The 24692-nt window shown below is 42.6% G+C and carries 30 protein-coding genes, 1 pseudogene, 1 CRISPR repeat array and 1 other annotated feature (1 of these 33 only partly in view); of the genes and pseudogenes, 6 read left to right on the top strand and 25 right to left on the bottom strand.

What is annotated here, in order from left to right; all coding sequences use genetic code 11:
- Positions 1-27 precede the first annotated feature (27 nt).
- Positions 28-597 (bottom strand): GNAT family N-acetyltransferase, encoded by a 570-nt coding sequence (locus tag B7717_RS07250; RefSeq protein ID WP_084944464.1) that lies wholly within the window; start codon positions 595-597, stop codon positions 28-30.
- A 175-nt stretch (positions 598-772) separates the two neighbouring features.
- Between B7717_RS07250 and ald the strand changes: the two genes are divergently transcribed.
- Positions 773-1885 (top strand): alanine dehydrogenase, encoded by a 1113-nt coding sequence (ald, locus tag B7717_RS07240; RefSeq protein WP_084944462.1) that lies wholly within the window; start codon positions 773-775, stop codon positions 1883-1885.
- Positions 1886-1934: 49 nt separating this feature from the next.
- On the opposite strand, the gene B7717_RS07235 is transcribed toward ald, so the two are convergent.
- From B7717_RS07235 to B7717_RS07160, 16 genes are all read right to left on the bottom strand, one after another.
- Positions 1935-2921, bottom strand: a complete 987-nt coding sequence (locus tag B7717_RS07235; RefSeq protein ID WP_000658170.1) for a PhoH family protein — start codon at positions 2919-2921, stop codon at positions 1935-1937.
- Positions 2922-3001: 80 nt separating this feature from the next.
- Positions 3002-3217: a YozE family protein gene (locus B7717_RS07230; protein ID WP_001232077.1), complete on the bottom strand. Its 216-nt coding sequence runs from the start codon at positions 3215-3217 to the stop codon at positions 3002-3004.
- Positions 3218-3225: 8 nt separating this feature from the next.
- Positions 3226-4080, bottom strand: coding sequence for an RNA-binding virulence regulatory protein CvfB (cvfB, locus tag B7717_RS07225; protein ID WP_084944461.1), 855 nt, complete (start codon positions 4078-4080; stop codon positions 3226-3228).
- Positions 4081-4139: 59 nt separating this feature from the next.
- Positions 4140-4697, bottom strand: a complete 558-nt coding sequence (gene frr, locus B7717_RS07220) for a ribosome recycling factor (RefSeq protein WP_001262235.1) — start codon at positions 4695-4697, stop codon at positions 4140-4142.
- Positions 4698-4704: 7 nt separating this feature from the next.
- Positions 4705-5442, bottom strand: coding sequence for a UMP kinase (pyrH, locus tag B7717_RS07215; RefSeq protein WP_000002996.1), 738 nt, complete (start codon positions 5440-5442; stop codon positions 4705-4707).
- Positions 5443-5525: 83 nt separating this feature from the next.
- Positions 5526-6860, bottom strand: coding sequence for a methylenetetrahydrofolate--tRNA-(uracil(54)-C(5))-methyltransferase (FADH(2)-oxidizing) TrmFO (trmFO, locus tag B7717_RS07210; protein WP_000083706.1), 1335 nt, complete (start codon positions 6858-6860; stop codon positions 5526-5528).
- Positions 6861-6993: 133 nt separating this feature from the next.
- Entirely contained in the window at positions 6994-7872 is an 879-nt protein-coding gene (rsmI, locus tag B7717_RS07205) for a 16S rRNA (cytidine(1402)-2'-O)-methyltransferase (protein WP_001166866.1), read from the bottom strand.
- Between the two features lie 2 nt (positions 7873-7874).
- Positions 7875-8192 carry a DNA replication initiation control protein YabA gene (gene yabA / locus B7717_RS07200; RefSeq protein WP_000358229.1) on the bottom strand — a complete coding sequence of 106 codons (318 nt, stop codon included), beginning with the start codon at positions 8190-8192 and terminating at the stop codon, positions 7875-7877.
- Between the two features lie 36 nt (positions 8193-8228).
- Positions 8229-9119, bottom strand: coding sequence for a DNA polymerase III subunit delta' (locus B7717_RS07195; RefSeq protein ID WP_084944460.1), 891 nt, complete (start codon positions 9117-9119; stop codon positions 8229-8231).
- On the bottom strand, positions 9116-9754 hold the full coding sequence (gene tmk / locus B7717_RS07190; protein WP_084944459.1) for a dTMP kinase: 639 nt from the start codon (positions 9752-9754) through the stop codon (positions 9116-9118). Before tmk ends, B7717_RS07195 begins: the two co-directional genes overlap by 4 nt.
- A gap of 120 nt (positions 9755-9874) precedes the next feature.
- A complete protein-coding gene (gene proC, locus B7717_RS07185; RefSeq protein WP_084944458.1) occupies positions 9875-10672 on the bottom strand; it encodes a pyrroline-5-carboxylate reductase in 798 nt (265 codons plus the stop codon).
- Positions 10673-10675: 3 nt separating this feature from the next.
- Complete coding sequence (locus tag B7717_RS07180; protein WP_084944457.1) at positions 10676-11938, bottom strand: glutamate-5-semialdehyde dehydrogenase; 1263 nt, start codon at positions 11936-11938, stop codon at positions 10676-10678.
- 9 nt (positions 11939-11947) lie between these two features.
- Positions 11948-13057, bottom strand: a complete 1110-nt coding sequence (proB, locus tag B7717_RS07175; protein ID WP_241502073.1) for a glutamate 5-kinase — start codon at positions 13055-13057, stop codon at positions 11948-11950.
- Between the two features lie 99 nt (positions 13058-13156).
- Positions 13157-14056 (bottom strand): RluA family pseudouridine synthase, encoded by a 900-nt coding sequence (locus tag B7717_RS07170; protein ID WP_084878017.1) that lies wholly within the window; start codon positions 14054-14056, stop codon positions 13157-13159.
- The gene (gene lspA, locus B7717_RS07165; RefSeq protein ID WP_084944455.1) at positions 14040-14507 is read right to left on the bottom strand and encodes a signal peptidase II; all 468 of its coding nucleotides are present in this window, start codon (positions 14505-14507) and stop codon (positions 14040-14042) included. Before lspA ends, B7717_RS07170 begins: the two co-directional genes overlap by 17 nt.
- Positions 14504-15412, bottom strand: coding sequence for a LysR family transcriptional regulator (locus B7717_RS07160; RefSeq protein ID WP_001025717.1), 909 nt, complete (start codon positions 15410-15412; stop codon positions 14504-14506). Before B7717_RS07160 ends, lspA begins: the two co-directional genes overlap by 4 nt.
- Here B7717_RS07160 and B7717_RS09755 point away from each other — a divergent pair.
- A pseudogene (locus B7717_RS09755) lies at positions 15405-15476 on the top strand (AraC family transcriptional regulator); the annotation flags it as partial. The gene B7717_RS07160 and the pseudogene B7717_RS09755 sit on opposite strands and share 8 nt — an antisense overlap.
- A 165-nt stretch (positions 15477-15641) precedes the next feature.
- On the opposite strand, the gene rpmA reads toward B7717_RS09755, so the two are convergent.
- From rpmA to B7717_RS07140, 4 genes are all read right to left on the bottom strand, one after another.
- Positions 15642-15935, bottom strand: a complete 294-nt coding sequence (gene rpmA / locus B7717_RS07155; RefSeq protein ID WP_000916509.1) for a 50S ribosomal protein L27 — start codon at positions 15933-15935, stop codon at positions 15642-15644.
- A gap of 16 nt (positions 15936-15951) precedes the next feature.
- Positions 15952-16296, bottom strand: a complete 345-nt coding sequence (locus tag B7717_RS07150; protein WP_000613696.1) for a ribosomal-processing cysteine protease Prp — start codon at positions 16294-16296, stop codon at positions 15952-15954.
- Between the two features lie 15 nt (positions 16297-16311).
- A complete protein-coding gene (gene rplU, locus B7717_RS07145; protein WP_000109141.1) occupies positions 16312-16626 on the bottom strand; it encodes a 50S ribosomal protein L21 in 315 nt (104 codons plus the stop codon).
- A gap of 34 nt (positions 16627-16660) precedes the next feature.
- Positions 16661-16781, bottom strand: a sequence feature (ribosomal protein L21 leader region).
- Between the two features lie 64 nt (positions 16782-16845).
- The gene (locus B7717_RS07140; RefSeq protein ID WP_162287143.1) at positions 16846-17532 is read right to left on the bottom strand and encodes a YoaK family protein; all 687 of its coding nucleotides are present in this window, start codon (positions 17530-17532) and stop codon (positions 16846-16848) included.
- A gap of 156 nt (positions 17533-17688) precedes the next feature.
- Between B7717_RS07140 and B7717_RS07135 the strand changes: the two genes are divergently transcribed.
- Together B7717_RS07135 and B7717_RS07130 are read left to right on the top strand one after the other, a co-directional pair.
- Positions 17689-18666, top strand: a complete 978-nt coding sequence (locus tag B7717_RS07135; protein WP_084944453.1) for a Gfo/Idh/MocA family protein — start codon at positions 17689-17691, stop codon at positions 18664-18666.
- On the top strand, positions 18663-19745 hold the full coding sequence (locus tag B7717_RS07130) for a DEAD/DEAH box helicase (RefSeq protein ID WP_000850565.1): 1083 nt from the start codon (positions 18663-18665) through the stop codon (positions 19743-19745). The genes B7717_RS07135 and B7717_RS07130 overlap by 4 nt, the downstream gene beginning before the upstream one ends.
- A 24-nt stretch (positions 19746-19769) precedes the next feature.
- On the opposite strand, the gene B7717_RS07125 is transcribed toward B7717_RS07130, so the two are convergent.
- On the bottom strand, positions 19770-20147 hold the full coding sequence (locus tag B7717_RS07125; RefSeq protein WP_009014035.1) for a DUF1934 domain-containing protein: 378 nt from the start codon (positions 20145-20147) through the stop codon (positions 19770-19772).
- A 71-nt stretch (positions 20148-20218) separates the two neighbouring features.
- On the opposite strand from B7717_RS07125, the gene B7717_RS07120 reads away from it, so the two are divergent.
- Both B7717_RS07120 and yidA read left to right on the top strand, forming a co-directional pair.
- Entirely contained in the window at positions 20219-21526 is a 1308-nt protein-coding gene (locus B7717_RS07120) for an HD domain-containing protein (RefSeq protein ID WP_001003518.1), read from the top strand.
- 9 nt (positions 21527-21535) lie between these two features.
- Positions 21536-22342, top strand: coding sequence for a sugar-phosphatase (gene yidA, locus B7717_RS07115; RefSeq protein WP_084944452.1), 807 nt, complete (start codon positions 21536-21538; stop codon positions 22340-22342).
- A 103-nt stretch (positions 22343-22445) separates the two neighbouring features.
- Here yidA and B7717_RS07110 read toward each other — a convergent pair whose 3' ends face one another.
- Genes B7717_RS07110 through B7717_RS07100 form a run of 3 tightly spaced genes read right to left on the bottom strand, consistent with a single transcriptional unit; the run spans position 22446 to position 23829 of the window.
- Positions 22446-22919, bottom strand: coding sequence for an Imm6 family immunity protein (locus B7717_RS07110; protein ID WP_042902412.1), 474 nt, complete (start codon positions 22917-22919; stop codon positions 22446-22448).
- Positions 22920-22951: 32 nt separating this feature from the next.
- A complete protein-coding gene (locus tag B7717_RS07105; RefSeq protein WP_000999424.1) occupies positions 22952-23446 on the bottom strand; it encodes an Imm6 family immunity protein in 495 nt (164 codons plus the stop codon).
- A 56-nt stretch (positions 23447-23502) separates the two neighbouring features.
- Positions 23503-23829: a hypothetical protein gene (locus B7717_RS07100; protein WP_042902413.1), complete on the bottom strand. Its 327-nt coding sequence runs from the start codon at positions 23827-23829 to the stop codon at positions 23503-23505.
- A 123-nt stretch (positions 23830-23952) separates the two neighbouring features.
- Positions 23953-24692: direct repeats of the CRISPR family, unit length 36 nt; unit sequence GTTGTACAGTTACTTAAATCTTGAGAGTACAAAAAC (it continues 2593 nt past the right edge of the window).

Genomic DNA, 24692 nt, shown 5'->3' with positions numbered 1-24692 from the left:
AACAGTCAAAAATTTCTTTTCAACTGCTTATTTATTTGCAAAATAGTCTTCCTTGGTCAAGACATAATAAACTCTTGTGATAATTCGACCTGGTTCTTTATTATCCATTCTGGCATAGGGTTCTTCGTGGGAAAAACGCATACCTGATTTCTCCATAACCTTGCCAGATGCGGGATTGTCTTTGTCGTGAAGAGCGCTCAACTTGTTCATTCCAATCTTCTCAAAAGCCAGCTCAATCACGGCCCGATTGGCTTCTGTCGTCAATCCTTGATTCCAATACTTTTTATTGATAATGTAACCAATAGCTGCTTTTTTGAGAATTGGGTCAATCTTGTGCAAATCAATAGTTCCAATAAACTGACCATTGCTTTTTACTTCGATTCCCCACCGTCCCAAGGGATTAGCCAAGTAGAACTGAGCGATGTTGTTCTTGGTTTCTTCTAAGCTTTGATTTGTTGGAAAAGTGTAGCGTGTATTTTCTCTGTCTGAGGCATACTCAAACATAGCTTCCGCATCATCCAAGGTTACAGGTCGGAGCAATAAACGCTTCGTTTCTATAGATGGATACTGGGCAAATTTAACAAATATTGATTCCATACTTTCCCTCCATTAGATCTTGATTCTCACTAGTCTAGCATAAATAAATTTGGATGACAAGTTTTTCTTGATTTTTGAAGCGTTTTCATATACAATAAAACCATCACATTTTTCATTTATGAACTGGAATGTGACAACTAATACAATCCCGTCAATTGAAAGGTAGGTTATCTCTATGTTAATCGGAATTCCAAAAGAAATTAAAAATAACGAAAACCGTGTCGCCCTCACACCTGCTGGTGTCCATAGCTTAGTTTCTCGTGGACATCGTGTCCTCATCGAAACAAATGCTGGTCTCGGTTCAGGATTTACTGATGCTGACTATCAAAAGCAAGGAGCTGAGATTGTCGCTACTGCTGCTGAAGCCTGGGCTGCCGAGTTGGTCGTGAAAGTAAAAGAACCACTAGCTTCTGAATATGCTTATTTGCGCGACGATCTTCTCCTCTTCACCTACTTGCACATGGCCGCTGCTCCAGAATTAGCAGAAGCTATGTTAGCAGCAAAAACAACAGGAATTGCCTATGAAACTGTTCGTGACAATCAAGGACAACTACCTCTCCTCGTTCCTATGAGTGAGGTTGCCGGCCGTATGGCTGTTCAAATCGGAGCTCACTTCCTTACTAAGCAAGCTGGTGGTTCTGGTGTCCTACTAGGTGGTGTACCAGGCGTTCCAAAAGGAAAAGTAACCATCATCGGTGGTGGTGTCGTCGGTACACATGCTGCCCGCATCGCCCTTGGTCTTGGTGCTCAAGTGACTATTTTAGATATCAGTGCTAAGCGTCTCTCAGTTCTAGAAGAAGTCTTTGGAAACCAAATCCAAACTCTTATGTCTAATTCTTTCAATATCGAAGCAAGTGTGAGAGATGCTGATGTAGTGATTGGAGCGGTGCTCATCCCTGGTGCCAAAGCACCGAAATTGGTGACAGATGAGATGGTCAAACAAATGCGTCCAGGATCTGTCATCGTTGACGTTGCTGTTGACCAAGGTGGCGTTATCGAAACAGCTGACCGTGTGACAACGCACGATGAGCCTGTCTACGAAAAACACGGTGTTCTCCACTATGCCGTTGCCAATATTCCTGGTGCGGTTGCCCGTACTTCAACCATCGCCCTAACCAATGTCACACTTCCTTATATCGAAGCTTTGGCTGGAAAAGGATTCGCACAAGCAATCTCTGAAGATGAGGGCTTGCGTCAAGGTGTGACCACTTATCAAGGTTACTTAACTAGCCTACCAGTTGCCCAAGGACTCGATAAAGTTCATACGTCTATCGACGAACTTGTTTAAAGCTAGACACTCATTAAAAAAAGCAGTTCACATCTGAACTGCTTTTTTGCTATTCTATTTCTTGGTTCTTTTCTTCAACCTTAACTGGAGCTGGTTCATAAGCCCGAATAATCTGAGCGACAACTGGATGGCGAACCACATCCTTGGCTGAAAAATGAACAAAGTCGATTTGATGAATGTTCTTGAGCTTTTCTTGGGCATCAATCAAACCGGACTTAACATTGCGTGGCAGGTCAATCTGACTGATATCTCCATTGACAATCATCTTCGAATTAAATCCTAAACGAGTCAGGAACATCTTCATCTGCATGATGGTCGTATTTTGTGCCTCATCGAGAATGACAAAGGCATCATCCAAGGTCCGACCACGCATGTAGGCAAGGGGAGCGATTTCGATAATTTCGCGCTCCATGAGACGGGTCGTTTGATCTTTTCCGAGAATTTGGTACAAAGCATCGTAAACAGGTCGAAGGTAAGGATCGACCTTCTCCTTAAGATCACCCGGAAGAAATCCTAGACTCTCACCTGCTTCCACTGCTGGTCGAGTCAGAATAATTCGCTTGACTTGCCCACGTTTAAGGGCAGTCACTGCCAAGGTCACTGCAAGAAAGGTCTTCCCTGTCCCAGCAGGCCCGATTCCAAAGGTCACATCATGCTGTTTGACACTGTCCACATAAAGCTTTTGACCTAAGGTTTTGACACGGATCGGTTTCCCAGTATTGTCTTTGATAATTTCTTCTTCGTAAAGGGCGACAAACTTGTCAATTTCATCGTTTTTGACCATGCCAATCGCAGTGACCACATCTGGTGTGCCGACTGTCATTCCACGATTTACCAAGACCATCAAAGCCTGAATAACCTGACGGGCTTCCTCACAGGTAGACTCTTCTCCGATAACCTGCACAATCTCCGTACGAGCATGAATCACCACATCGAGCTCTTCTTCCATCAAACGAAGATGGCGCTCATTGGAACCAAAAAGATGGAACAAGTCATCTGGGTGACTTAGTTGAATGTCTATTGAATGTTCCTTCAAATAAAGAACCTCTCTAATCCGTTTATTTCTTTTTATTATAGCAAAGAGAACAATAAAATACTAGCCTCATCTCATTGTCTCTAGTGTTCTAAGTATTCTTGCCAGATGGCATCAAAATCTCCTAGGTTAAAAGAGAAACTGGCATGCTCCTCCAAAAAGCGACTCACCTCATCGAAATCATCCGTGTGTTTTGGAAAGGCTGACTCCTCAAAAGCAAGGTCTGCCAAGATGGCTTTAGGGCTGTCACTTTTAGGATTACGCTCAGTCATGAGCCAAGTATAAAATGATTTTCTCATAAGCCTCCCTAAATCAACTCTGTCCCAAACTGATCTTGCTTGATTTTACCAGCCTTCATCAAGCCGCCGAGTGCTTTCTTGAACTGACCTTTTGAGATTCCAAAGGTTGCCTTGATGTCCTCAGGGGATGACTTATCATTCAAGGTCATGAAACCGCCATTGCTTTCCAAGTAGGTCAAAATCATCTGAGCATCATTTTCCAACATTTCAAAGGAACGTGGTTTGAGGGATAGGTTCAAGGTACGGTCCACTTCACGGAAACCGATGACACGCGCATCTAACACTTGCCCCAAACGTGGCTCTGCGTAGCGCTCACTTGGGTGAATGAAACCAAGCATGTTATTCTCTGGTAGGTAAACAAATGTTCCTGACAGCTTGAGACGGTAAACAATGGCTGGCCAGTTTTGGTTCTGCATGTTGTTGTAGGCAGGACGAGCCAGACGTTGGAAATCTTCCTGATACGCTAAAAGTCCCCAGATGCGGTCTTTCTTGTCCACTTCAAGACGGATGTAGAGTTTATCACCTTTCTTAGGCCAGAGTTCCTTGAGCTCAGGGAGGATATCAAGTGACACAACGATTTCCTTATCAGGTATACCGGTATCGACAAAAACACCCAAATCCTTACGAACTTCTGTTACGGTTCCCCAGCCAAATTGGTCTTGAGTGGGAGTAACTTCTTGAGTGGTCAAGCGGAGTTTCTGCTTCATATCCGTATAGGCAAAACCTTTGACCGTATCACCTACCGAATGTTGACCTTCTTCCTTAGCAAGAGCATAGGTTTGACCATCCTTTTGCACAAAGTAAAAACGGTCATTTTCATCGATGATAAGTCCAACGATAAAACTTGCAAGATTTGTATTCATATTTCCTTCTTTCGAATAAAACTCAGCCAGCAATGCCAACTGAGTTTTTCTGTTTATTTTTAGACTTCCAAGATTTCTTTTTCTTTATTGGCAGTCATGTCGTCGATGTGTTTCACAGCGTCGTCTGTTACTTTTTGAATATCTTTTTCAAGAGTCTTCAATTCGTCTTCAGTAATTTCTTTTGCTTTTTCTTGCTTTTTAGCTTCGTCCATAGCGTCGCGACGGATATTGCGGACAGCCACTTTAGCATTCTCACCGACCTTCTTCACTTCTTTGGCAAGGTCACGACGAGTCTCTTCTGTAAGAGCAGGGATAACCAAGCGGATCACAGAACCGTCATTAGCTGGTGTGATACCAAGGTCAGAAGCGTTCAAGGCACGTTCGATGTCTTTCAATGAAGACTTGTCAAATGGTGTTACCAACAAGACACGCGCTTCTGGAATGGTAATTGAAGCGATTTGGTTAAGAGGAGTTTCGACTCCGTAGTATTCTACGTGGATACGGTCTAGCAAGCTTGCGTTGGCACGACCGGCACGGATACCACCAAATTCACGAGCAAGTGATTGGTGAGACTGGGTCATTCTCTCTTTAGCTTTTTCTACAATTGCATTAGCCATAATTTTCTTATTCCTTTTCTTCGATATTGTTTGAAACTGTTGTTCCGATATTTTCACCAAATACGACACGTTTGATGTTGCCTGGTTGGTTCATATTGAAGACAACCAAGTCAATGTCGTTGTCCATAGAGAGGGTTGAAGCAGTTGAGTCCATGATACGAAGACCTTTATTGATAACATCACGGTGGGTCAATTCTTCAAACTTAACGGCAGTTTTGTCTTTCTTAGGATCGGCATTGTAAACACCGTCTACGCCATTTTTAGCCATAAGGATGGCATCCGCTTCGATTTCAGCTGCACGAAGGGCTGCTGTTGTATCTGTTGAGAAGTAAGGTGAACCAATACCAGCACCAAAGATAACGATACGACCCTTTTCAAGGTGGCGAAGGGCACGTCCACGTACATAAGGTTCTGCCACTTGTTGCATCGCAATGGCAGTTTGCACACGCGTATCGACACCAACTTGTTGCAATGAATCTGCCATCACAAGAGCATTCATCACGGTCCCAAGCATTCCAGTGTAATCAGCCTGAACGCGGTCCATTCCTGCTTCTGCAGCAGGTTCTCCGCGCCAGAGATTTCCTCCACCAATAACAAGGGCAATTTCGATACCTAAGCTATGAACTTCTTGAATCTCTTTTGCGATTGTTTGAACTGTTTGGATATCAATCCCTACGCCACGTTCACCGGCAAGGGCTTCACCTGATAACTTGATTAAAATACGTTTATACTTGGGGTTCGCCATTTTTACTCTCCTTTTTTTATCCTACCTATTTTATCACAATTTCTAAGATTTTTATAGTATCATGAGCAATTCTTTGAAAAAAATTAGACCGTTAAAAATTCCTCTAAGTCGGTAAGAGCACGCTCTGCAATTTTTTCATAACGAGCCTTCTTATCACGGATACGCTCGCCTTCCAATTCCTTGATAATCCCGAAATTGACGTTCATTGGTTGGAAATGTTTGCTATCAGCGTGAGTGATGTAATGAGCCAGACTTCCAATCGCTGTGGTCTCTGGGAAGATAGCTTCACTTTCACCCTTAAAGAGACGAGCTGCGTTAATACCTGCAACCAAGCCTGAAGCTGCTGACTCAACATAGCCTTCTACACCCGTCATTTGACCAGCAAAGAAGAGGTTTGGTTGTTTCTTAGAACGGTAAGTCTGTTCAAGAAGATTTGGTGAATCCATATAAGAATTGCGATGCATGACCCCATAACGGACAAACTCAGCATTTTCAAGACCTGGAATCATTTGGAAGACACGCTTTTGTTCTCCCCATTTGAGGTGGGTTTGGAAACCAACGATATTGTAGAGGCTACCAGCCGCATTGTCCTGACGAAGCTGGACAACTGCATACGGTGTTTTGAACTCCCCGTCACGAGGGCCTGTATAATCGTCTGGATACTCCAAACCGACTGGCTTCATCGGACCATAAAGCATGGTTTTAATGCCACGCTTAGCCATGACTTCGATAGGCATACAACCTTCAAAGTACTTTTCTTTTTCAAACGAATTGAGCGGGGCTTCTTCCGCATTGATCAATGCTTCATGGAAATCCATAAATTCTTGCTTGGTCATAGGGGCATTGAGGTAGGCTGCTTCTCCCTTGTCATAACGAGACTTGAGATAGACCTTGCTCATATCGATGGTATTGACATCGATAATCGGCGCCGCCGCATCGTAGAAATAGAAACCATCACCGTCATTAAGGGCATGAATCTTTTCAGCTAGGGCATCGCTGGTTAAAGGACCAGTAGCGACAACTGTAATAACATCAGTCGGCAATTCTGTAATTTCATCACGAACCACTTCAATCAAGGGGTGATTAGCCACTTTTTCAGTCACCATTTGAGAGAAACCATCACGGTCCACCGCAAGGGCTCCACCAGCAGGAACACGTGTAGCTTCAGCAGATTCCAAGATAACAGAACCCAAGCGACGCATTTCTTCCTTGAGAAGCCCAACTGCATTGGTCAAAGCATCCCCACGTAAGGAATTGGAACAAACCAATTCAGCAAAATTGTCTGTTTTGTGCTGAGGTGTTGACTTGACCCCACGCATTTCATAAAGTTTAACTGGAATACCGCGTTCTGCGATTTGGTAAGCTGCTTCAGAACCTGCCAAACCAGCACCGATAACATTGATATAAGATTGAGACACGACACTAATACCTCTTTGGGTGGAACCTAAGTTCATATCAAAACAAGCTACTAGACTGTTTGACACCCACAAATCTTTCTAATTTTTCTTCTACTAGTATAACAAAAAAAGGGAAGATGGCAAACTTCCCTGTTTAGTCATTTTCTTGATTTTCTTCCCATTCGTGGTAGGCAGCGTAGAGTTGGCTTTTATTCCACTGGTAGAGTTTCGCAACTTCCTTAATGGCTTGATTTTTCTTCATGCCTTGCTGGATACGAGATTGGATTTCTGAAAACAAGTCCTCCTCGTCCTTTTCCTCCACATCCTGACTTGCGCCTTTAACGATGAGAAGGCATTCACCCTTGAGTGGCGTTTCAGCAATACTTTCTAGTAGCTCTGAAATCTTTCCTCGTTGGTATTCTTCATAGATTTTGGTCAATTCCCTGACCAAGACTACCGAGCGGTCACCGTAGACTTCTAGCATATTTTCCAATGTATCTGATACACGGTGGGGCGATTCGTAGAAAATCTGAGTTTCTGGGTAATCTTTTTTTAAGTCGAAAAATTGCTTTTGCTGGCCTGATTTTCTCGGTAAGAAACCGTAAAAGATATGTGGTTGTGGAGCTAAACCACTGGCAATCAAAGCAGAAATCCCTGCAGAGGCACCCGGAACTGTCACTACTGCAATTTCTTCCTCAATAGCTGCCTTAACCAAATCATGACCAGGGTCCGAGATACTAGGCAGACCCGCATCGGATACCTGAGCAATACTTTGTCCTGCTTTCAAGAAACCAATCAAATCAGGAATTTTTTCCTTGGCATTGTGCTCGTGAAAACTAATCTGCTTGGTGGAAATGTCAAAATGCTTGAGCAAAAGTCCTGTATTGCGCGTGTCCTCAGCTGCAATCCAGTCCACTTCTTTCAAGGTCTGAATGGCACGAAAGGTCATGTCATCTAGATTGCCAATCGGCGTTGCTACTAGGTAAAGCTTGCCATAGGGAGATTGTCCCTTAAAACTTTTTTGAATCTGCATGCCTACTCCCTGTACAACAACTCGTCACAGAACATACATTCCTCGTCCTGCTCTCGGCGTTGTCCATAAAAATCATTACATACGTGAAAACCGTCTTTATAGATCCGACGGACGCTTTCACGAACATGCTTGGCCTTGACGGGAGTATCTGCTTCCACCTCGCCCAAGCGTTCGCGCAACTTACTATTTTCCAAGCGAAGAGCTGTATTTTCCTCTACCAGGCTCTTGAGATTTTTCTTGATGGCTTCCACATCGGCCAAGGTCACCAGTAACTGTTGGGAAAAATCGTCCAGCGCGTCAAATAATTCTTTTTTATCCATAAACCAGCCCTTTCCTTTCTTTATCCTTCATTGAGTTTATATTTCTTTCAAGACCAGATATTCCATGGCATTTTGAAAGCTGACATTAGCTAGCCACATTTTTCTGGCTTCTAGCAAATCTTGTAGAATCTGTCGAATCCTTGCTTGTAAGAGTTCCTGTCCACAAAGAACTTCGAGGATTCGCAAGACCTGATCTTGTTTTTCCTTGTCATCTGCCAAGCTGGTTAATTTGGCTACCTGCAAATAACTCTCTTTTTTCTTGGCTACTAACCAAGTCAGCAGGCGCTCACTTTCATCCACCAAGGTCCAAAAACTTGCTTGATTGACCAACTTTTCAGCTTCAGCTCGTGATTGACAAAACTGGGCTAAGAGAGTCGCTTTTTTCTTGACCAGACCTGCTTGTTCTAATTGATGGATGAGCTTTTCTTCTTGCTTTTTAAAGTTGAAAATCTGGGTCCGACTACGGATTGTCGGCAAGATTTTTTCCTCATCGCTGGTTAAGAAGAAAATATAAACTTCACTCTGAGGTTCTTCGATGACCTTAAGCAGAGAATTGGCTGCGTTGGGATGCATTTTTTCCGCCTGCTCGATAATAAAGACCTGTTGCTGGCTTTCAATCCCTGTTTGGGAAAACTGGCCCACCAATTCCCGAATGCGTTCTGTCTTAATGACCTGATTGACTGGCTTAATCAAGGTAACATCGGGAAATTCTTCCTGTTCAATCAGCTTGCAGTTTCGGCAGTTCTCACATGGTAAAACGCCTACTTTATCCGTACAGAAAAGACTTTTAGCCAAAAATTGCGCCATTTCCAAACTTCCAAAGAAACCTGAAAAGAGATAGGCGTGATTGAGCTGGTCTTGTTCTAGGATACGGATAAAGCGGTCAAACTGCTCTGGTTGCAAAGCCTTTAGTTGTTCTTGTTTCATTTAGCCAAGCCCATTCTGTCAAACAAGACAGCCTTGGTCGTTTCCACAACTTGCTCCAAAGGAAGACTGGCATCAATCTTGACAATGCGATTTCCTTCTTTGTCCAGAAGAGAAAGATAGCCTTGACGGACTTTCTTGTGCAGGTCTAAGCCTTCTAGGTCCAAACGATTGACCTCGCGGTCACTATTAGCAGCAATACGAGCCAGTCCTTCTTCCACTTCGATGTCAAAATAGAGTGTCAAGTCGGGTTTGAGACCATCTGTTGCAAAGTAATTGAGCCAATCAATGGCATCAATATCCAAGCCACGGCCAAATCCCTGATAAGCAAGGGAACTATCGATGAAGCGGTCCATAATGACCAACTTACCAGCTTCAAGAGCAGGGAGAACTTTTTCCACCAAGTGCTGTCTGCGACTTGCGATATAGAGAAGGAGCTCTGTTTTAGGATCCATCTGAGTATGACTTGGGTCCAAAATCACTTGACGAATCTTCTCCCCAATCAAGACTCCACCTGGCTCACGGGTGGTCAGCACCTCTACTCCTTTTTCCTCTAAAATGGGGAGTAGAGCCTCTAAAACACTGGTCTTTCCTGCTCCCTCTGGTCCCTCAAGAGAGACTAAAAATCCTTTTGACATGTCTAACTCATTTCTTTTTTTCTACCTTCTATTCTATCAAAAAAATAGGTTTTTGTGACAATCTTTTTGCGTCTTCTCCATTCAATCGACCATAAAAGAGGCCGGGAGTCATCCAACCTCTTATTTACCTAGTTCTTGTGTTCGTTTATAGGCTTGATGAACTGCGTCCATGACGGTACCTCTAAAGGCATGTTCTTCCAGACTTGCTACACCAGCGATAGTCGAACCACCTGGACTGCAAACTTGGTCTTTCAAAACTCCAGGATGTTGCTGGCTTTCGAGGACCATTTGTCCAGCGCCGACTACTGTTTGGGCTGCCATTTTTAAAGCTATTTCTCGTGGCAATCCTGTCTGTACACCCGCATCTGCCAAAGCCTCGATAAAGAGATAGACAAAAGCTGGTCCACAACCTGCGAGACCTGTCGCCGCATCGATTAAGCCATCTCCCAGCTCAACCAAAAGACCAGCCTTGGCTAAAAGCTGACAAAAGAGCTCCCTGTCCTCAGCACAACAGTTTGCTGACATGGCATAACTAATCACTCCTTGGCCGATAGCCACTGGAGTATTGGGCATGATGCGAATGATCCGGTGTTGACTTGGGATAAGACTAGCTAGTTTTTCCAAGGTCAATCCAGCCGCCATGGAAATCAAAAGAAGACTCTCTCGTTTTTCAAGGATGGTCTGATATTGAGAAAGCAGTTCAGAAAACTGAGCAGGCTTTACTCCTAGAAAAATCACATCTGCTTCTGCAAAAATTTCTTCATTGCTGGAAGCCTGACCACCGAAATCAGTGATGAAAGCATCTACTTTTGCTTGACTACGATTGGCAAGGAGAATCTGAGCACCCGTCTTGGCCTGCAAAACAGCTTTAGCCAAGCTAGAACCCATATTCCCCAAACCGATAAATCCAATCTTCATCTCTTACTCCCTTATCTGTCCGTCACCAGTAACCACATACTTGTAGCTGGTTAATTCTTTTAAACCCATTGGACCACGCGCGTGCAGTTTTTGAGTAGAAATCCCCATTTCACAACCCAGACCAAATTGGCCACCATCGGTGAAACGAGTTGACGCATTGACATAAACTGCTGCTGAGTCCACTTGATTTGTAAAGTAGGCTGCAGCTTCAGCATTTTCTGTCACAATGGCGTCCGAATGATGGGTACTGTGGGCTTCAATATGCGCAACCGCTTCTTCTAAACCACTCACGACCTTAACCGCAAGGATATAATCTAAAAACTCGGTGTCAAAGTCTTGGGCCTCAGCTAATCGACCTGAAAGAAACTGACTTGCTTTCTCATCCAAGCGGAATTGAATTGGTTCCAGCCCAGCTTCTTTCCGACTTGTAACCAGAACTTGTTCCAAGCGAGGAAGGAAATCCGCTGCCTTGTCTTCATGAACCAGTAAAACTTCCATAGCATTGCAGACAGAAGGACGACTGGTTTTAGCATTGTTGATGATCGATAGAGCCTTGTCTTCGTCTGCATCCTTATCCACATAGACATGGACAATCCCGGTTCCTGTCTCAATAACAGGCACGATAGCATTTTCAACCACAGCATTAATCAAGCCAGCACCTCCACGAGGAATGAGAAGGTCTAGATAGTCCTTGGCCTTCATCATAGCATAGCTACTTTCTCGGCTGGTATCTTCCACCAGTTGAATCACCTCTGGATGAATGGTCGTCGCCTCCAAGCCCTTCTTCAAGGCTGTGACAATAGCATGGGCAGTTTGATAGGCGTCCTTACCACTACGAAGAACGACCGCATTGCCACTTTTGAGAGCCAAAGCAGCAGCATCCGACGTCACATTTGGACGGCTTTCATAGATAATACCGATGACCCCCATAGCCACCCGTTTCTTGGTAATAACCAAGCCATTTTCAAGCTGACTTGTCTCTAGGACTTCACCAATAGGATCTGGTAAAGCAACCACTTCACGAATCCCTCTTGCCATCGTTTCTATACGTCCTTCATCCAAATAAAGACGATCTAGCATGACATCTGAGATTTTCCCCTTGGCCGCTGCCATATCGAGGGCATTGGCCTCTAGAATCTCCTCAGTAGCTGCCAATAACTGATCAGCCATGGCTAGCAAGGCTTGGTTTTTCACTACTTCACTAGCAGTATTGATTGATTTCTTAACAGCCTGTACTTGTTCAAATTGTTCTTGTGTACTTTCCATCGTTCGCCTCTAAAATTCTGTAAAGAGCAGCTGGATTTCAGGAGTGATGGAAATCCAGTCATCACGGTGAATCAAGACTCCCTTAGCTTTTTGAGAACGGAGCATATCTTCTAGGGCTGAGACGCCAAATTGGACACGTCCCTTTCCAAGAGATTGACCTGTTTCTTTATCAGCCACTGTTACAATATCGTGGTAGGAGAAGCTTCCTTCCACTTCTACCACACCCGATAAAAGGAGACTTTTCCCGTTTTTTGAAAGTGCCTCTGCAGCTCCACCATCTACCCAAATCGTTCCCTGACTTTGAGCATAGAAGGCCAGCCATTGTTTCTGGGTACGAAGTCCCTTCTCTTGCGCAACAAAGAAGGAACCATCCTTGGTCTCCTCCGCTGCCTCGATCAAGGCATCTGATTTCAAGGAGGAGCAAATATAGACTGGCACACCTGACTCCGTAGCAATCGTAGCCGCCTTGATCTTAGTCAACATCCCACCTGTCCCATTAGACGAACCTGCTCCACCAGCCATATCAATAATCTCACGATTGATAGTCTCAATTTTATCCAAGCGTTTAGCTGTTGGATCCGAATTAGGATTGCCAGTATAGAGACCATCCACATCGGTCAAGAGAACCAAAAGGTCTGCCTGCACCATAGCCGCTACCTGGGCACTCAGAGTGTCATTGTCCCCAACCTTGAGTTCGTCAATGACGACACTGTCATTTTCATTGATGATAGGAATCGCTCCACGATGAAGCAACACAGACAAGGCCTGGTGGGCATTCTTATAGCGACGTTTATCTACAAAATCATCCTGTGTCAGCAAAATTTGCGCAGAAACGATCTGGCGCATGAGGAGGTTGGTTGTGTATTCTTCTAGGAGCAATCCTTGTCCTACTGCAGCCGAAGCCTGCTTATCTGCAATCTTGGTCGGACGTTTTTTAAAACCCAAAGCTCCAAATCCAGCGGCAACTGCCCCAGATGAAACCAAAATCAACTCATGTCCAGCTTCATGCAACATAGCTAATTGTTGGGTAATTGCCTTTACTTTACTTCTTGATAAACTCCCGTCTTCATTTGTCAAGGAGGAGGTCCCTACCTTAAAGACGATTCGTTTGTACTTCATATTCTCACTCCGATTCTTCATATTTATCCATTATAACATGAATGCTTTAAAATAGAAAAGACTTGAAATAAAAAGGTTGAGACAGTCATCTCAACTCTTTTATCTATTCTCAGTTTTACGCAATCTTTCCAGCGTTTCTTTAAAAATCTCTGGAATATCTGCTGTGAACTCCAAAGTTTCACCTGTTCTCGGATGGGTAAAACCTAGAGTCTTAGCATGGAGAAACTGTCCATGTCCTTTCAGGGTTTTACGAGGGCCATAGACCTCATCCCCAGCGACTGGATGGCCAATATAAGCCATATGAACACGGATTTGGTGGGTACGTCCTGTTTCCAGTTGCAACTCTAGCAAACTATAATCTCCAAAGCGTTCCAAGACTTGAAAACGAGTCACTGCTGGCTTCCCTTTAGCAGTCACTGCCTGTTTCTTACGATCTTTTTCACTACGACCAATCGGAGCTTCAATCACACCACGATCATTGGGAAGATTGCCATGAACAATCGCCCAGTATTTGCGTAGAGACTTTTTATCCTTGAGTTCTTGGGCAAGTGCTAGATGCGCCTCATCATTCTTAGCAATCATAAGGAGACCAGACGTATCCTTGTCAATGCGGTGAACGATACCCGGTCGGAGAACACCATTGATACCTGACAAGTCCTTGATATGGTACATGAGGGCATTGACCAAGGTTCCACTGGTATGACCGGCACTGGGATGAACCACCATCCCCTGAGGTTTGTTAACAACGGCTACATCCTCATCTTGGTAGATAATCTCGAGTGGCAGATTCTCAGCCACATACTCTAAAACCTCTGGTTCTGGCACATGGTAGGTGACGATATCCCCCTCTTGGACAGTGTATTTGGCTTTCTTGGCTTGCCCATTCACCAAGACTTGTCCAGCCTTGATTTGTTCATTCGCGAGACTGCGTGACAATTCTGTCAGGTCCGACAGAGCCTTGTCTAGACGTTGCCCACCAGTTTCAATTTTTATTTCCATTTACTTCCTCTTTAAGCATTGCAATCAATAAAACAATGACACCAACTGTCAAATAACTGTCAGCAACATTGAAAATCGCAAAGTTGATAAAGTCTAGGTGAAACATATCCACCACAAAACCTTGACTCATTCTGTCGATAAAGTTGCCCAGACCTCCCGCGATTATCAAAATCAGTCCAAAAACCAACCAGAGAGAATCCTCCATGTGTTTATGTAAATACCAAATGGCACCCACCATGACGACCAGTGTAATGACAGCAAATAACCACTGCTGATCTTGCAGCATGGAGAAGGCTGCTCCTCTATTTTGCAGGTAGGTCAAACTAACGAGATTGGGGATCCACGAACGCACTTCACCCAGTGGAATCTGCTGGACAACATAATTTTTGACCAACTGATCCAACCCAATCAAAAGCAGTACAATGACTGCTACTATTCCTCTTTTTTTCATGATTTCCTCTTTTGATCAAAATATTCTTGCATGACTTCTACGAAAAGAGTCCCAGCTTGGCTAAGCTCCACTTCTTCCCGTTTGACATAGACCATGCGATTATCTAGATTATCCTTGAGACGAATGACTGTGATCCCATTAACACTGTCACTATCTAAAAAACCAGATCCAGTTGCATAGGCATCCGTCCGCTCCAAAATACCATTCAAAGTAGCACGGTCCGTCACGTTAAACATCTGCGAGCTCGCGCTGGTGTCGACAAAGTTCTCTGAATAGTATAGATACTCATCTTTTTCCTGAGTAAACCGAACCGTTGGCAGATCCGCTAGGTCCTCCATGACCAATTCCTCTTTCTGTGCTAAAGGGTGCCCTTCACGAAGATAAATGTGAGTCTGGAAAGGAATTAGTTCAATAACTTCTAAACCAAGCTTTTCAACCCGTTGCATGATTCCCTTTTTATTTTGGTTGTTGAGGTAGATAATCCCAATCTCACTGTGTCCTTGAGCTACTTCGTCTAAGATTTGAACTGTAGTAGACTCAAAAATACGAAAGTTCTTATAATCAGGATAACGCTCTGAAAAGGCCGTAATCGTTGGTGGCAAGAAGTCATAGTGCTGACTGGCAATGGAAAATTCATCCTTTTCTTCCTCAGGATTGGCATACTGATTTTGAAAAACATCGAAGCCTTTGACCAATTCTTGCGCTTTCTCATAAAATTCCATACCGCGACGTGTCAAAAACGTTCCCGAACTAGTTCGACGGAAAATCTTAAACCCAAGTTCTTTTTCCAAATCGCGCACAGAAATAGACAGACTCGGCTGACTAACATACATCTTTTCAGCAGCTTCACGGAAAGTACCACTATTGGCAATGGCCACAACATAGCGTAATTGTTGAATGTTCATCTTTTACCCCCAACTTCTCTATCTGTTCATTATACCATATTTTAGAAGTTTTCCACCTAGGAAAAATAATGTCGCTCACAAAATTCATCTACACTAGTAACGAAAAATTGTGGGTATCAAAACAAAAAAATAGGCTCTCCGAAAACTCGGAAAGCCTTATTTTATGCTAGTTCTAGCTTCCTCGCCTTTTCATTTTAAGGCTCGGGATAAAAAGGTTCACTGAACCTTTTTATTTTGCGATTGGGTAAACAGAAACTTGTTTTTTATCGCGACCTTTACGTTCAAAGCGTACTACGCCTTCAACTTTAGCGAACAAAGTATCGTCTCCACCACGTCCAACGTTTACACCTGGATAGATGTGTGTACCACGTTGACGGTAAAGGATTGATCCACCTGTTACAGTTTGTCCGTCAGCTGCTTTAGCTCCAAGACGTTTCGCTTGTGAATCACGTCCGTTTGATGTAGAACCTCCACCTTTTTTGTGGGCGAAAAGTTGCAAGTTGTTAAGAGTCATTTTCAACATAATGTTTTCCTCCGTGTTAGTTTTCTGTGATAACTCTGGTTTGGACGAACTCAGATGAGTTCTCCGATAAGTTTGCCATACCTAAGAAAAATGATTCGAAGAATAACTGGGTCATTTCTCTCTGGTGTGAAGGAAGATCCGCTGGTATATCAACCTTTAGATAGCCACCTTCATCTTCGTTTAATTCTAAGATTGGTTCATAGCCTGCAAATTTCTCAATGGAATTGATAAAGTTAATGGCAAGCGTAGAAACCGATGCACACACGACATCTAAGCCGTATTCGCCACTTTCGGCGTGTCCAGTAATTTCCGCACTCCTCAGCTCGCCATCTTCGGCTCTCTCAAAGACTGCTTGTATCATGTGTTCTCCTTAAAATTAAGCGTTGATCGCGTTGATGACAACTTTTGTATATGGTTGACGGTGACCTTGTTTACGGTGGCTACCTTTTTTAGGTTTGTACTTGTAAGTAACAACTTTCTTTTGTTTTCCTTGTTTTTCAACAGTTCCAACTACAGTAGCTCCAGCAACAAGTGGAGTTCCGACAACAGTGTTTTCACCACCAACAAGAACAACTTCGTTAAAAGTAACTTCTTGACCAGCTTCAACGTTCAATTTTTCAACGTAAACTGCTTGACCAACTTCAACTTTAACTTGTTTTCCGCCAGTTTTGATAATTGCGTATGTGCTCATTATGCACCTCCTATGATTTTTAGGGTTTCCCCGTATTTTTGTGAAGACTCGCCTAGCATCGTGGGACGAACCACTTAAAAGAAGAGCTCTAAGTATAACAAAGTTTAAATTTGTTATACGACGAGCAAACGATGTTCGTGCGGTTGCACAGGACTGTGCATAGTCAACTCTTCAAGTATAGCATATCTTCTTTTTTCTTACAAGTAAAATCAATTAAAATTAAGCTTTTTCTTTCCCTTTTTTTCTCCAAGAAGCAAAAAGCATACTGAAGTAAAAGATACTCATCATAAGAGGAACTCCTAGAATTGTCTTCTCCTGATAGTAAATCGTCAAATAAGCTGAAAAAACAACTCCGAAGACAAAACTGCTAAGCAAGCTAACAAAAATCAAGCCCTCTCGTAGGAAAGGCGTATGATTGGTCCGGAAATAATCTCCAAAAGCCAACATGGTACGTTTGATATTCCCTGTCATAAAAGCATTATTATAGGCAATCCCTGACACTTCTCCAAAAGCAGTTGTCACCAGCCCCATACAGAAGGCCAAGGGCGGTACGAGATAGATATTATCAACCGTTTGCGGCACAAAGCCTATAATTAGGGACAGGACTGCAAGTGGAATCAAGGACAAAATCGGCTTTTTAACAATTCGTAGTTTTTCCTTATACAATGTCAGAAAAAAGACACCCATCATAAAGGAAAACAAGGTCATTACTTTGGCACTGGCGTCCGATACATTCTGCTGAATGAGTCCTACAGAAAGAAAAACCACATTCCCAGTTTGTCCAGCCACAAGGGTGTTCCCTCGAACGATAAAGGTATAGGCATCGACATATCCTGCACAAAAGGTCAAAAAAAGCGCTAGTCTTTTAGACTGACGAGATATTTTTCTTATTGGTAATAATCTCATTATCTCTCCCATTTCAGTTTCATTTACTCATTTCAATATTGTACCACTTTCTTTAAGAAAAGCGTAGTCCATTTGAAAATTTTTACCATCTGTTGGATAGTCCTTCTTTTCTATGTTATAATGAAGGAAGGATTTAAAGTCGGAAAAGGAGTATCTATGCTTAAACTAGGTGTCATCGGAACAAGCGCTATCAGTCATCACTTCATAGAGGCAGCCCATACCAGTGGCCAATACCAGCTGGTTGCTGTCTACTCTAGAAAGTTAGAAACTGCCGCAACCTTTGCTTCCCGCTATAAGAATATCCAACTCTTTGATCAATTAGAGGAATTCTTTCAGTCTTCCTTTGATGTAGTCTATATCGCTAGTCCAAACTCCTTGCATTTTGTTCAAGCCAAGACTGCCTTGTCTGCAGGTAAACATGTCATTCTTGAAAAACCTGCTGTTACTCAGCCACATGAATGGCTAGATTTGAGACAAACAGCTGAGAAAAATCACTGTTTTATTTTTGAAGCAGCTCGTAATTACCACGAGGAAGCCTTTACTACTATCAAAAACTTTTTAGCAGACAAGCAAGTGCTGGGAGCAGATTTCAACTATGCCAAGTATTCTTCCAAGATGCCTGACTTGTTGGCTGGACAGACTCCCAATGTCTTTTCAGACCGTTTTGCTGGTGGAGCTCTTATGGACTTGGGGATTTATCCTATCTACGCTGCTATTCGTCTCTTTGGAAAGGCCCAAGACGCGACCTATCAGGCTCAACAGCTTGACAATAGCATTGACCTAAATGGCGATGGTATCCTCTTCTACCCTAACTTTCAAGTTCATATCAAGGCTGGGAAAAACATCACTTCCAATCTTCCTTGTGAGATTTACACAGCAGATGGAACCTTGACTCTTAACACGATTGAACATGTCCGCTCAGCTATTTTTAGCGACCACCGAGGAAATCAAGTCCAGCTCCCTATCCAACAAGCTCCTCATACGATGACTGAGGAAGCCGCCGCATTTGCACACATGATCCAGCAACCAGATCAGACACTTTACCAGAACTGGCTGGATGATGCAGGTTCTGTTCATGACCTATTATATACCATGCGCCAGACTGCTGGCATTAGATTTGAGGCAGAAAAATGAAAACCAAACTACCGACTGAATGGCAGGAATTGAGCGACCAACTCGGTTTCCAAGAATTTACCCCCATTCAAACTCAACTATTTGAGCCTATTCTTGCTGGAGAAAATCTCCTAGGAGTGAGCCCAACAGGAACTGGTAAGACCCTCGCTTACTTACTCCCAAGTCTACTCAGACTGAAAAAGAAAAAATCCCAGCAGCTCTTGATTCTAGCACCAAATACCGAACTGGCTGGACAGATTTTTGACGTGTGTAAAACGTGGGCAGAAGCTATCGGCTTGACTGCTCAGCTCTTCTTATCAGGTTCCAGTCAAAAACGCCAGATTGAACGTCTTAAAAAAGGACCAGAAATTCTGATTGGAACACCTGGCCGTATCTTTGAGTTGATTAAATTGAAAAAAATCAAGATGATGAATGTGGAAACCATCATCCTAGATGAATTTGACCAGTTGCTCGATGATTCTCAGATTCACTTTGTTGAGAAAATCACTCACTACGCACCTCGTGACCATCAACTCATCTACATGAGTGCGACGACCAAGTTTGACCAAGAAAATATTGCACCAAACACGCGCACCATCGATCTTTCTGACCAAAAGTTGGACAACATTCAACATTTCTACATGCAGGTAGACCAACGTCACCGAGTGGATATGCTACGAAAGTTAGCTCATGTAGAGGATTTTCGTGGTCTGGTCTTCTTTAACAGCCTCTCAGACCTTGGAAACGCAGAGGAAAAACTACAGTATCGGGATATCTTGGCTGTTTCCCTCGCTAGTGATGTCAATGTCAAGTTTAGAAAAGTTATCTTGGAAAAGTTTAAGAACAAGCAACTAACTCTTCTCCTTGCAACTGACCTTCTGGCTCGTGGAATTGATATCGATAGCTTGGAATGTGTTGTCAATTTCGACGTCCCTAGAGATATGGAAACCTACACTCACCGCGCTGGCCGTACAGGTCGCATGGGTAAAGAGGGCTATGTTATCACTCTCGTAACCCGTCCTGAAGAACTTAAAAAACTCAAGAAATTCGCAAGTGTGCGTGAAATTGTCCTAAAAAATCAAGAACTCTATATCAAATAAGGTTGGCATTCGCCAACCTTTTCCTTATCCCCAAGTAATTTCTAATTGATAGCTGGCAAAGGGTTGTCCCTCTTGGTTTTGCAGTTGATAGGCGAGCTCAATCTTTTGCCCATCCAGTTTGTAGTGATTCGTTTGAATGATAAACTCTTGCATTCCCATTGGAGTCGGAATATAGGCTAAACTATCACTATCCCTGAGAAAACGCATAATGGTTTTCGGATTGGAAAAACGGGTCATCACCAGTTCTTGACCATGGAATTTAATAACTACTTTTTCTTTTTCCTCATTATAAAAAAGCAGATAGCTAAAATCCCCTTTTTCATGCACTTCCACGTCATAAAGTTGGTCAATCACTTCCAACTGCTCATCAAACTGAATCGTATTGCGCATCCGAATCTTCACATCAAATCCTCTTTCTTGTCTCTTATCCTACTATTTTACCAAAAAGAACAGGATTTTGCTATAATGGTCATATGAACGAAAAAGTATTCCGTGACCCAGTTCACAATTATATCCATGTAAACAATCAGGTCATCTATGACTTGATCAATACAAAAGAATTTCAACGCTTGCGTCGTATCAAACAGCTAGGAACTTCCAGCTATACTTTCCATGGTGGGGAGCACAGTCGCTTTTCCCACTGTTTGGGAGTCTATGAGATTGCTCGTCGTATCACAGAGATTTTTGAAGAAAAATATCCTGAAGAATGGGATCCTGCTGAATCTCTCTTGACCATGACCGCTGCACTCCTTCATGACCTCGGGCATGGTGCCTATTCGCATACTTTTGAACATCTCTTTGATACAGATCATGAGGCCATTACTCAGGAAATCATTCAAAGTCCTGAGACAGAGATTCACCAAGTTCTGCTACAAGTAGCACCCGATTTCCCGGAGAAGGTAGCCAGTGTCATCGATCATACCTACCCTAACAAGCAGGTCGTACAGCTCATTTCTAGTCAGATTGATGCAGACCGCATGGACTATCTCTTGCGCGACTCTTATTTTACAGGAGCATCTTATGGGGAATTTGACCTGACACGAATCCTTCGAGTCATTCGTCCTGTCGAAAATGGCATCGCCTTTCAGCGCAATGGCATGCATGCCATCGAAGATTATGTCCTCAGTCGTTACCAGATGTATATGCAGGTTTATTTCCACCCAGCAACACGGGCCATGGAAGTTCTCCTACAGAATCTTCTCAAGCGTGCAAAGGAACTCTACCCTGAGGACAAAGACTTCTTTGCACGCACTTCTCCACATCTCCTGCCTTTTTTTGAAAAGAAAGTTACTCTATCTGACTATCTGGCTCTAGATGATGGCGTGATGAATACCTACTTCCAACTCTGGATGAGCAGTCCTGACAAAATACTAGCCGACTTGTCGCAACGTTTTGTCAACCGCAAGGTCTTTAAATCCATTACTTTTTCTCAAGAAGATCAAGACCAACTCGCAACCATGAGACAACTGGTTGAAGAAATCGGTTTTGATCCCGACTACTATACAGCCATTCATAAGAACTTTGACCTCCCTTATGATATCTATCGTCCCGAATCTGAAAATCCACGGACTCAGATTGAGATTCTACAAAAAAATGGTGAACTGGCAGAACTCTCTAGCCTGTCCCCTATCGTCCAATCCCTTGCTGGCAGCCGCCATGGGGACAATCGTTTCTATTTTCCTAAAGAAATGTTGGACCAAAACAGTATCTTCGCAAGCATTACCCAGCAATTTTTACACTTGATTGAGAACGATCATTTTACCCCAAATAAGAACGAATAGAGGAAATTTATGAGTATTAAACTAATTGCCGTCGATATCGATGGTACCCTAGTCAACAGTCAAAAGGAAATCACTCCTGAAGTCTTTTCCGCCATCCAAGATGCCAAACAAGCTGGCGTCAAGGTCGTCATTGCAACGGGTCGTCCTATCGCAGGTGTTGCCAAACTTCTGGACGACTTGCAGTTGAGAGACCAAGGTGACTATGTAGTGACCTTCAACGGTGCCCTTGTCCAAGAAACTGCTACTGGTCATGAGATTATCAGCGAATCCTTGACCTATGAGGATTATCTAGATATGGAATTTCTCAGTCGCAAGCTCGGTGTTCACATGCACGCTATTACCAAGGACGGTATCTATACTGCCAATCGCAATATCGGAAAGTACACGGTGCACGAATCAACTCTCGTCAGCATGCCTATCTTCTACCGCACTCCTGAAGAAATGGCTGACAAGGAAATCGTCAAATGTATGTTCATCGATGAACCAGAGATTCTCGATGCTGCGATTGAAAAGATACCAGCAGAATTTTACGAGCGCTTCTCCATCAACAAATCTGCTCCTTTCTACCTTGAGCTCCTTAAAAAGAATGTAGACAAGGGTTCAGCTATTGCTCACCTAGCTGAAAAACTAGGATTGACCAAAGATGAAACCATGGCGATCGGTGACGAAGAAAATGACCGCGCCATGCTGGAAGTCGTTGGAAATCCCGTTGTTATGGAAAATGGAAATCCTGAACTCAAAAAAATCGCCAAATACATCACCAAAACAAATGACGAATCTGGCGTAGCCCATGCCATCCGAACGTGGGTACTGTAAAATCCTCAAGTATAGAAATTAAACAACACCCCAAAGGTAGAGATGACACTCTAACTTCCGGGGTGTTCTTTTTGATTTTTCACCAAATCTTCCAATCTGGCTATCATAGTAAGCCCATCTTATCTAGTGCTTTTAGGGCAGATTCTCTTGATGGGTATGGATTTCTATTGATGAAACGTTTTACAGCTTCGACGTGATGATAAAGATCCATGCTGATTTCTTTTAAATTATCAATAAATACATCAAGTAGTTCTGGTTCAATGTTCTCTAAGGGAGAAGGAAGCTCTTTCTTATTTTCAAACTCAAAAGCTTCTTTAGCAGTCACACCTATTACATAACTAATGTTGTCCCACAAGAGACCATTCGCTTCATTTTCATCTAATTGCATGTAGATAAATATTCCACTGAAGTCTGTCCCATCATCTAAAAGGCGATAAAGTTCCTCTCCCCTTTTATCTCTATTCTCCAAAAAACTCCAACATGCATCCAAGGCGGTTCGAATATGTGAAGTATATTCTGTTTCCATACGATTCGCAATTGCCTCAGCAAAAATCAACATAAAATAACTAGTAAGCATATCCTCTCCTGATCTATGCTTGAACGAATGGCCTATTCGTTCTCATCAGATAAAAATAGTGGTCCAAAGTAGTTTTTAACGAGATCATCCTTTAGATATCCTTCTAATTCTGGTCCAGTTATTTGTGAAATAAGTTCCCTATTTTCAGCTAGAATTTGTTTGTAACTTAAGGAAAGAACCTCAAGTATGTCCTCGTCGACACTTTCAATCGTTTGTGGTAGGTAGATTTCTTCCGAAGCAATATATGAATAGTGACAAACTAAAACAAAGAAATTAGCGATACAGTTCCATACTAGTGGATTGGTTTTCTTATCCAATACCTGAAATGTCAAGATATCCTGCTCGTCTATATTTTCCAGTCGATTATATAAAATATCTGGGCAAAAATCACTCTCTTTATCAAGCTCCTGTTTTGAAAGTTTTAAGGAATCAAGGACAAACTCCTGATATTCTTTCTCACTGATAAGATCTACAAGACCGTACATCAACTCCTGTAAGAAGCGCAATAAATTTCTATTATCATTCATCAGTTTTCCTTCTATTACTAAAAACTAACTTGGTGATCCACTGAAAAACGTGGCACTCACTCTTCCTCTTCAAACATCAGAGCATCCAGTTCTTCTCTCTCTGCCGCAATCTCTTCAAAAGTAGAAATAAGATTATTTACTATTTCTAAGGTGATAATACCAGTCGAATCCCTCATCGTAACCTTGGTCCCAATAGCACTCAACTCACGGATGAGTTCTCTAACCTTTTTCAATTCATCCAAATCTAACATGTCTACTTCTATCACCGTGTCATGATCTTTGATTCTGGATTGGATTAAAGAAAAAGGCAAGGATGAATGGCTTCTTAACAATTTATAGGTACCTGATTTGTCACCTATAGAATCAATAAAAATAGCTAGCATCGTTTCCGCTCCTTTCCTCTCTGATCGCTACTATATGACATTATACCATACTGGTGATCTTATTCTTAAGAAGCTAAAGAGGGCGTTTCCGTTCCGATTGCTGAGTTAGATCTAATTCAGACCGTTGTACAGTTACTTAAATCTTGAGAGTACAAAAACCAACTGGTCTTTCAGACTATCTCGCTCTTGGTTGTACAGTTACTTAAATCTTGAGAGTACAAAAACGGCAATGGTTGACTGCTGAAAGTGAGGAAGTTGTACAGTTACTTAAATCTTGAGAGTACAAAAACATATACTTTAGGGGGGGCAAAAACTCAGTAGTTGTACAGTTACTTAAATCTTGAGAGTACAAAAACAAAAGAATAAAAACATTATTCTCAAAACAAGTTGTACAGTTACTTAAATCTTGAGAGTACAAAAACCAGGCTGCTGCCTATGCTTACTCAGTTGGAGTTGTACAGTTACTTAAATCTTGAGAGTACAAAAACTATCTATAATGCTACTACCTTTGGACTTTAGTTGTACAGTTACTTAAATCTTGAGAGTACAAAAACTCTCCTCACGTTCTGCTTCTAGGCGTTGAAGTTGTACAGTTACTTAAATCTTGAGAGTACAAAAACTATCCCTGTAAATATCAAACAAGGTAAGAGGTTGTACAGTTACTTAAATCTTGAGAGTACAAAAACTAGTCCTAGCCTTATATTCTTGTGTCCGTTGTTGTACAGTTACTTAAATCTTGAGAGTACAAAAACTGGACCTTTGCTAAATCTGCAAATCCTCATGTTGTACAGTTACTTAAATCTTGAGAGTACAAAAACATCTTTATAAAAATAAGGATGGGCAAGTTTGTTGTACAGTTACTT

The sequence above is a fragment of the Streptococcus oralis subsp. oralis genome (genome assembly GCF_002096495.1).
Lineage (GTDB): Bacteria > Bacillota > Bacilli > Lactobacillales > Streptococcaceae > Streptococcus > Streptococcus oralis_CU.
The sequence above is the reverse complement of the archived record's forward strand: the minus strand, read 5'-3'. Positions and strand labels throughout refer to the sequence as shown.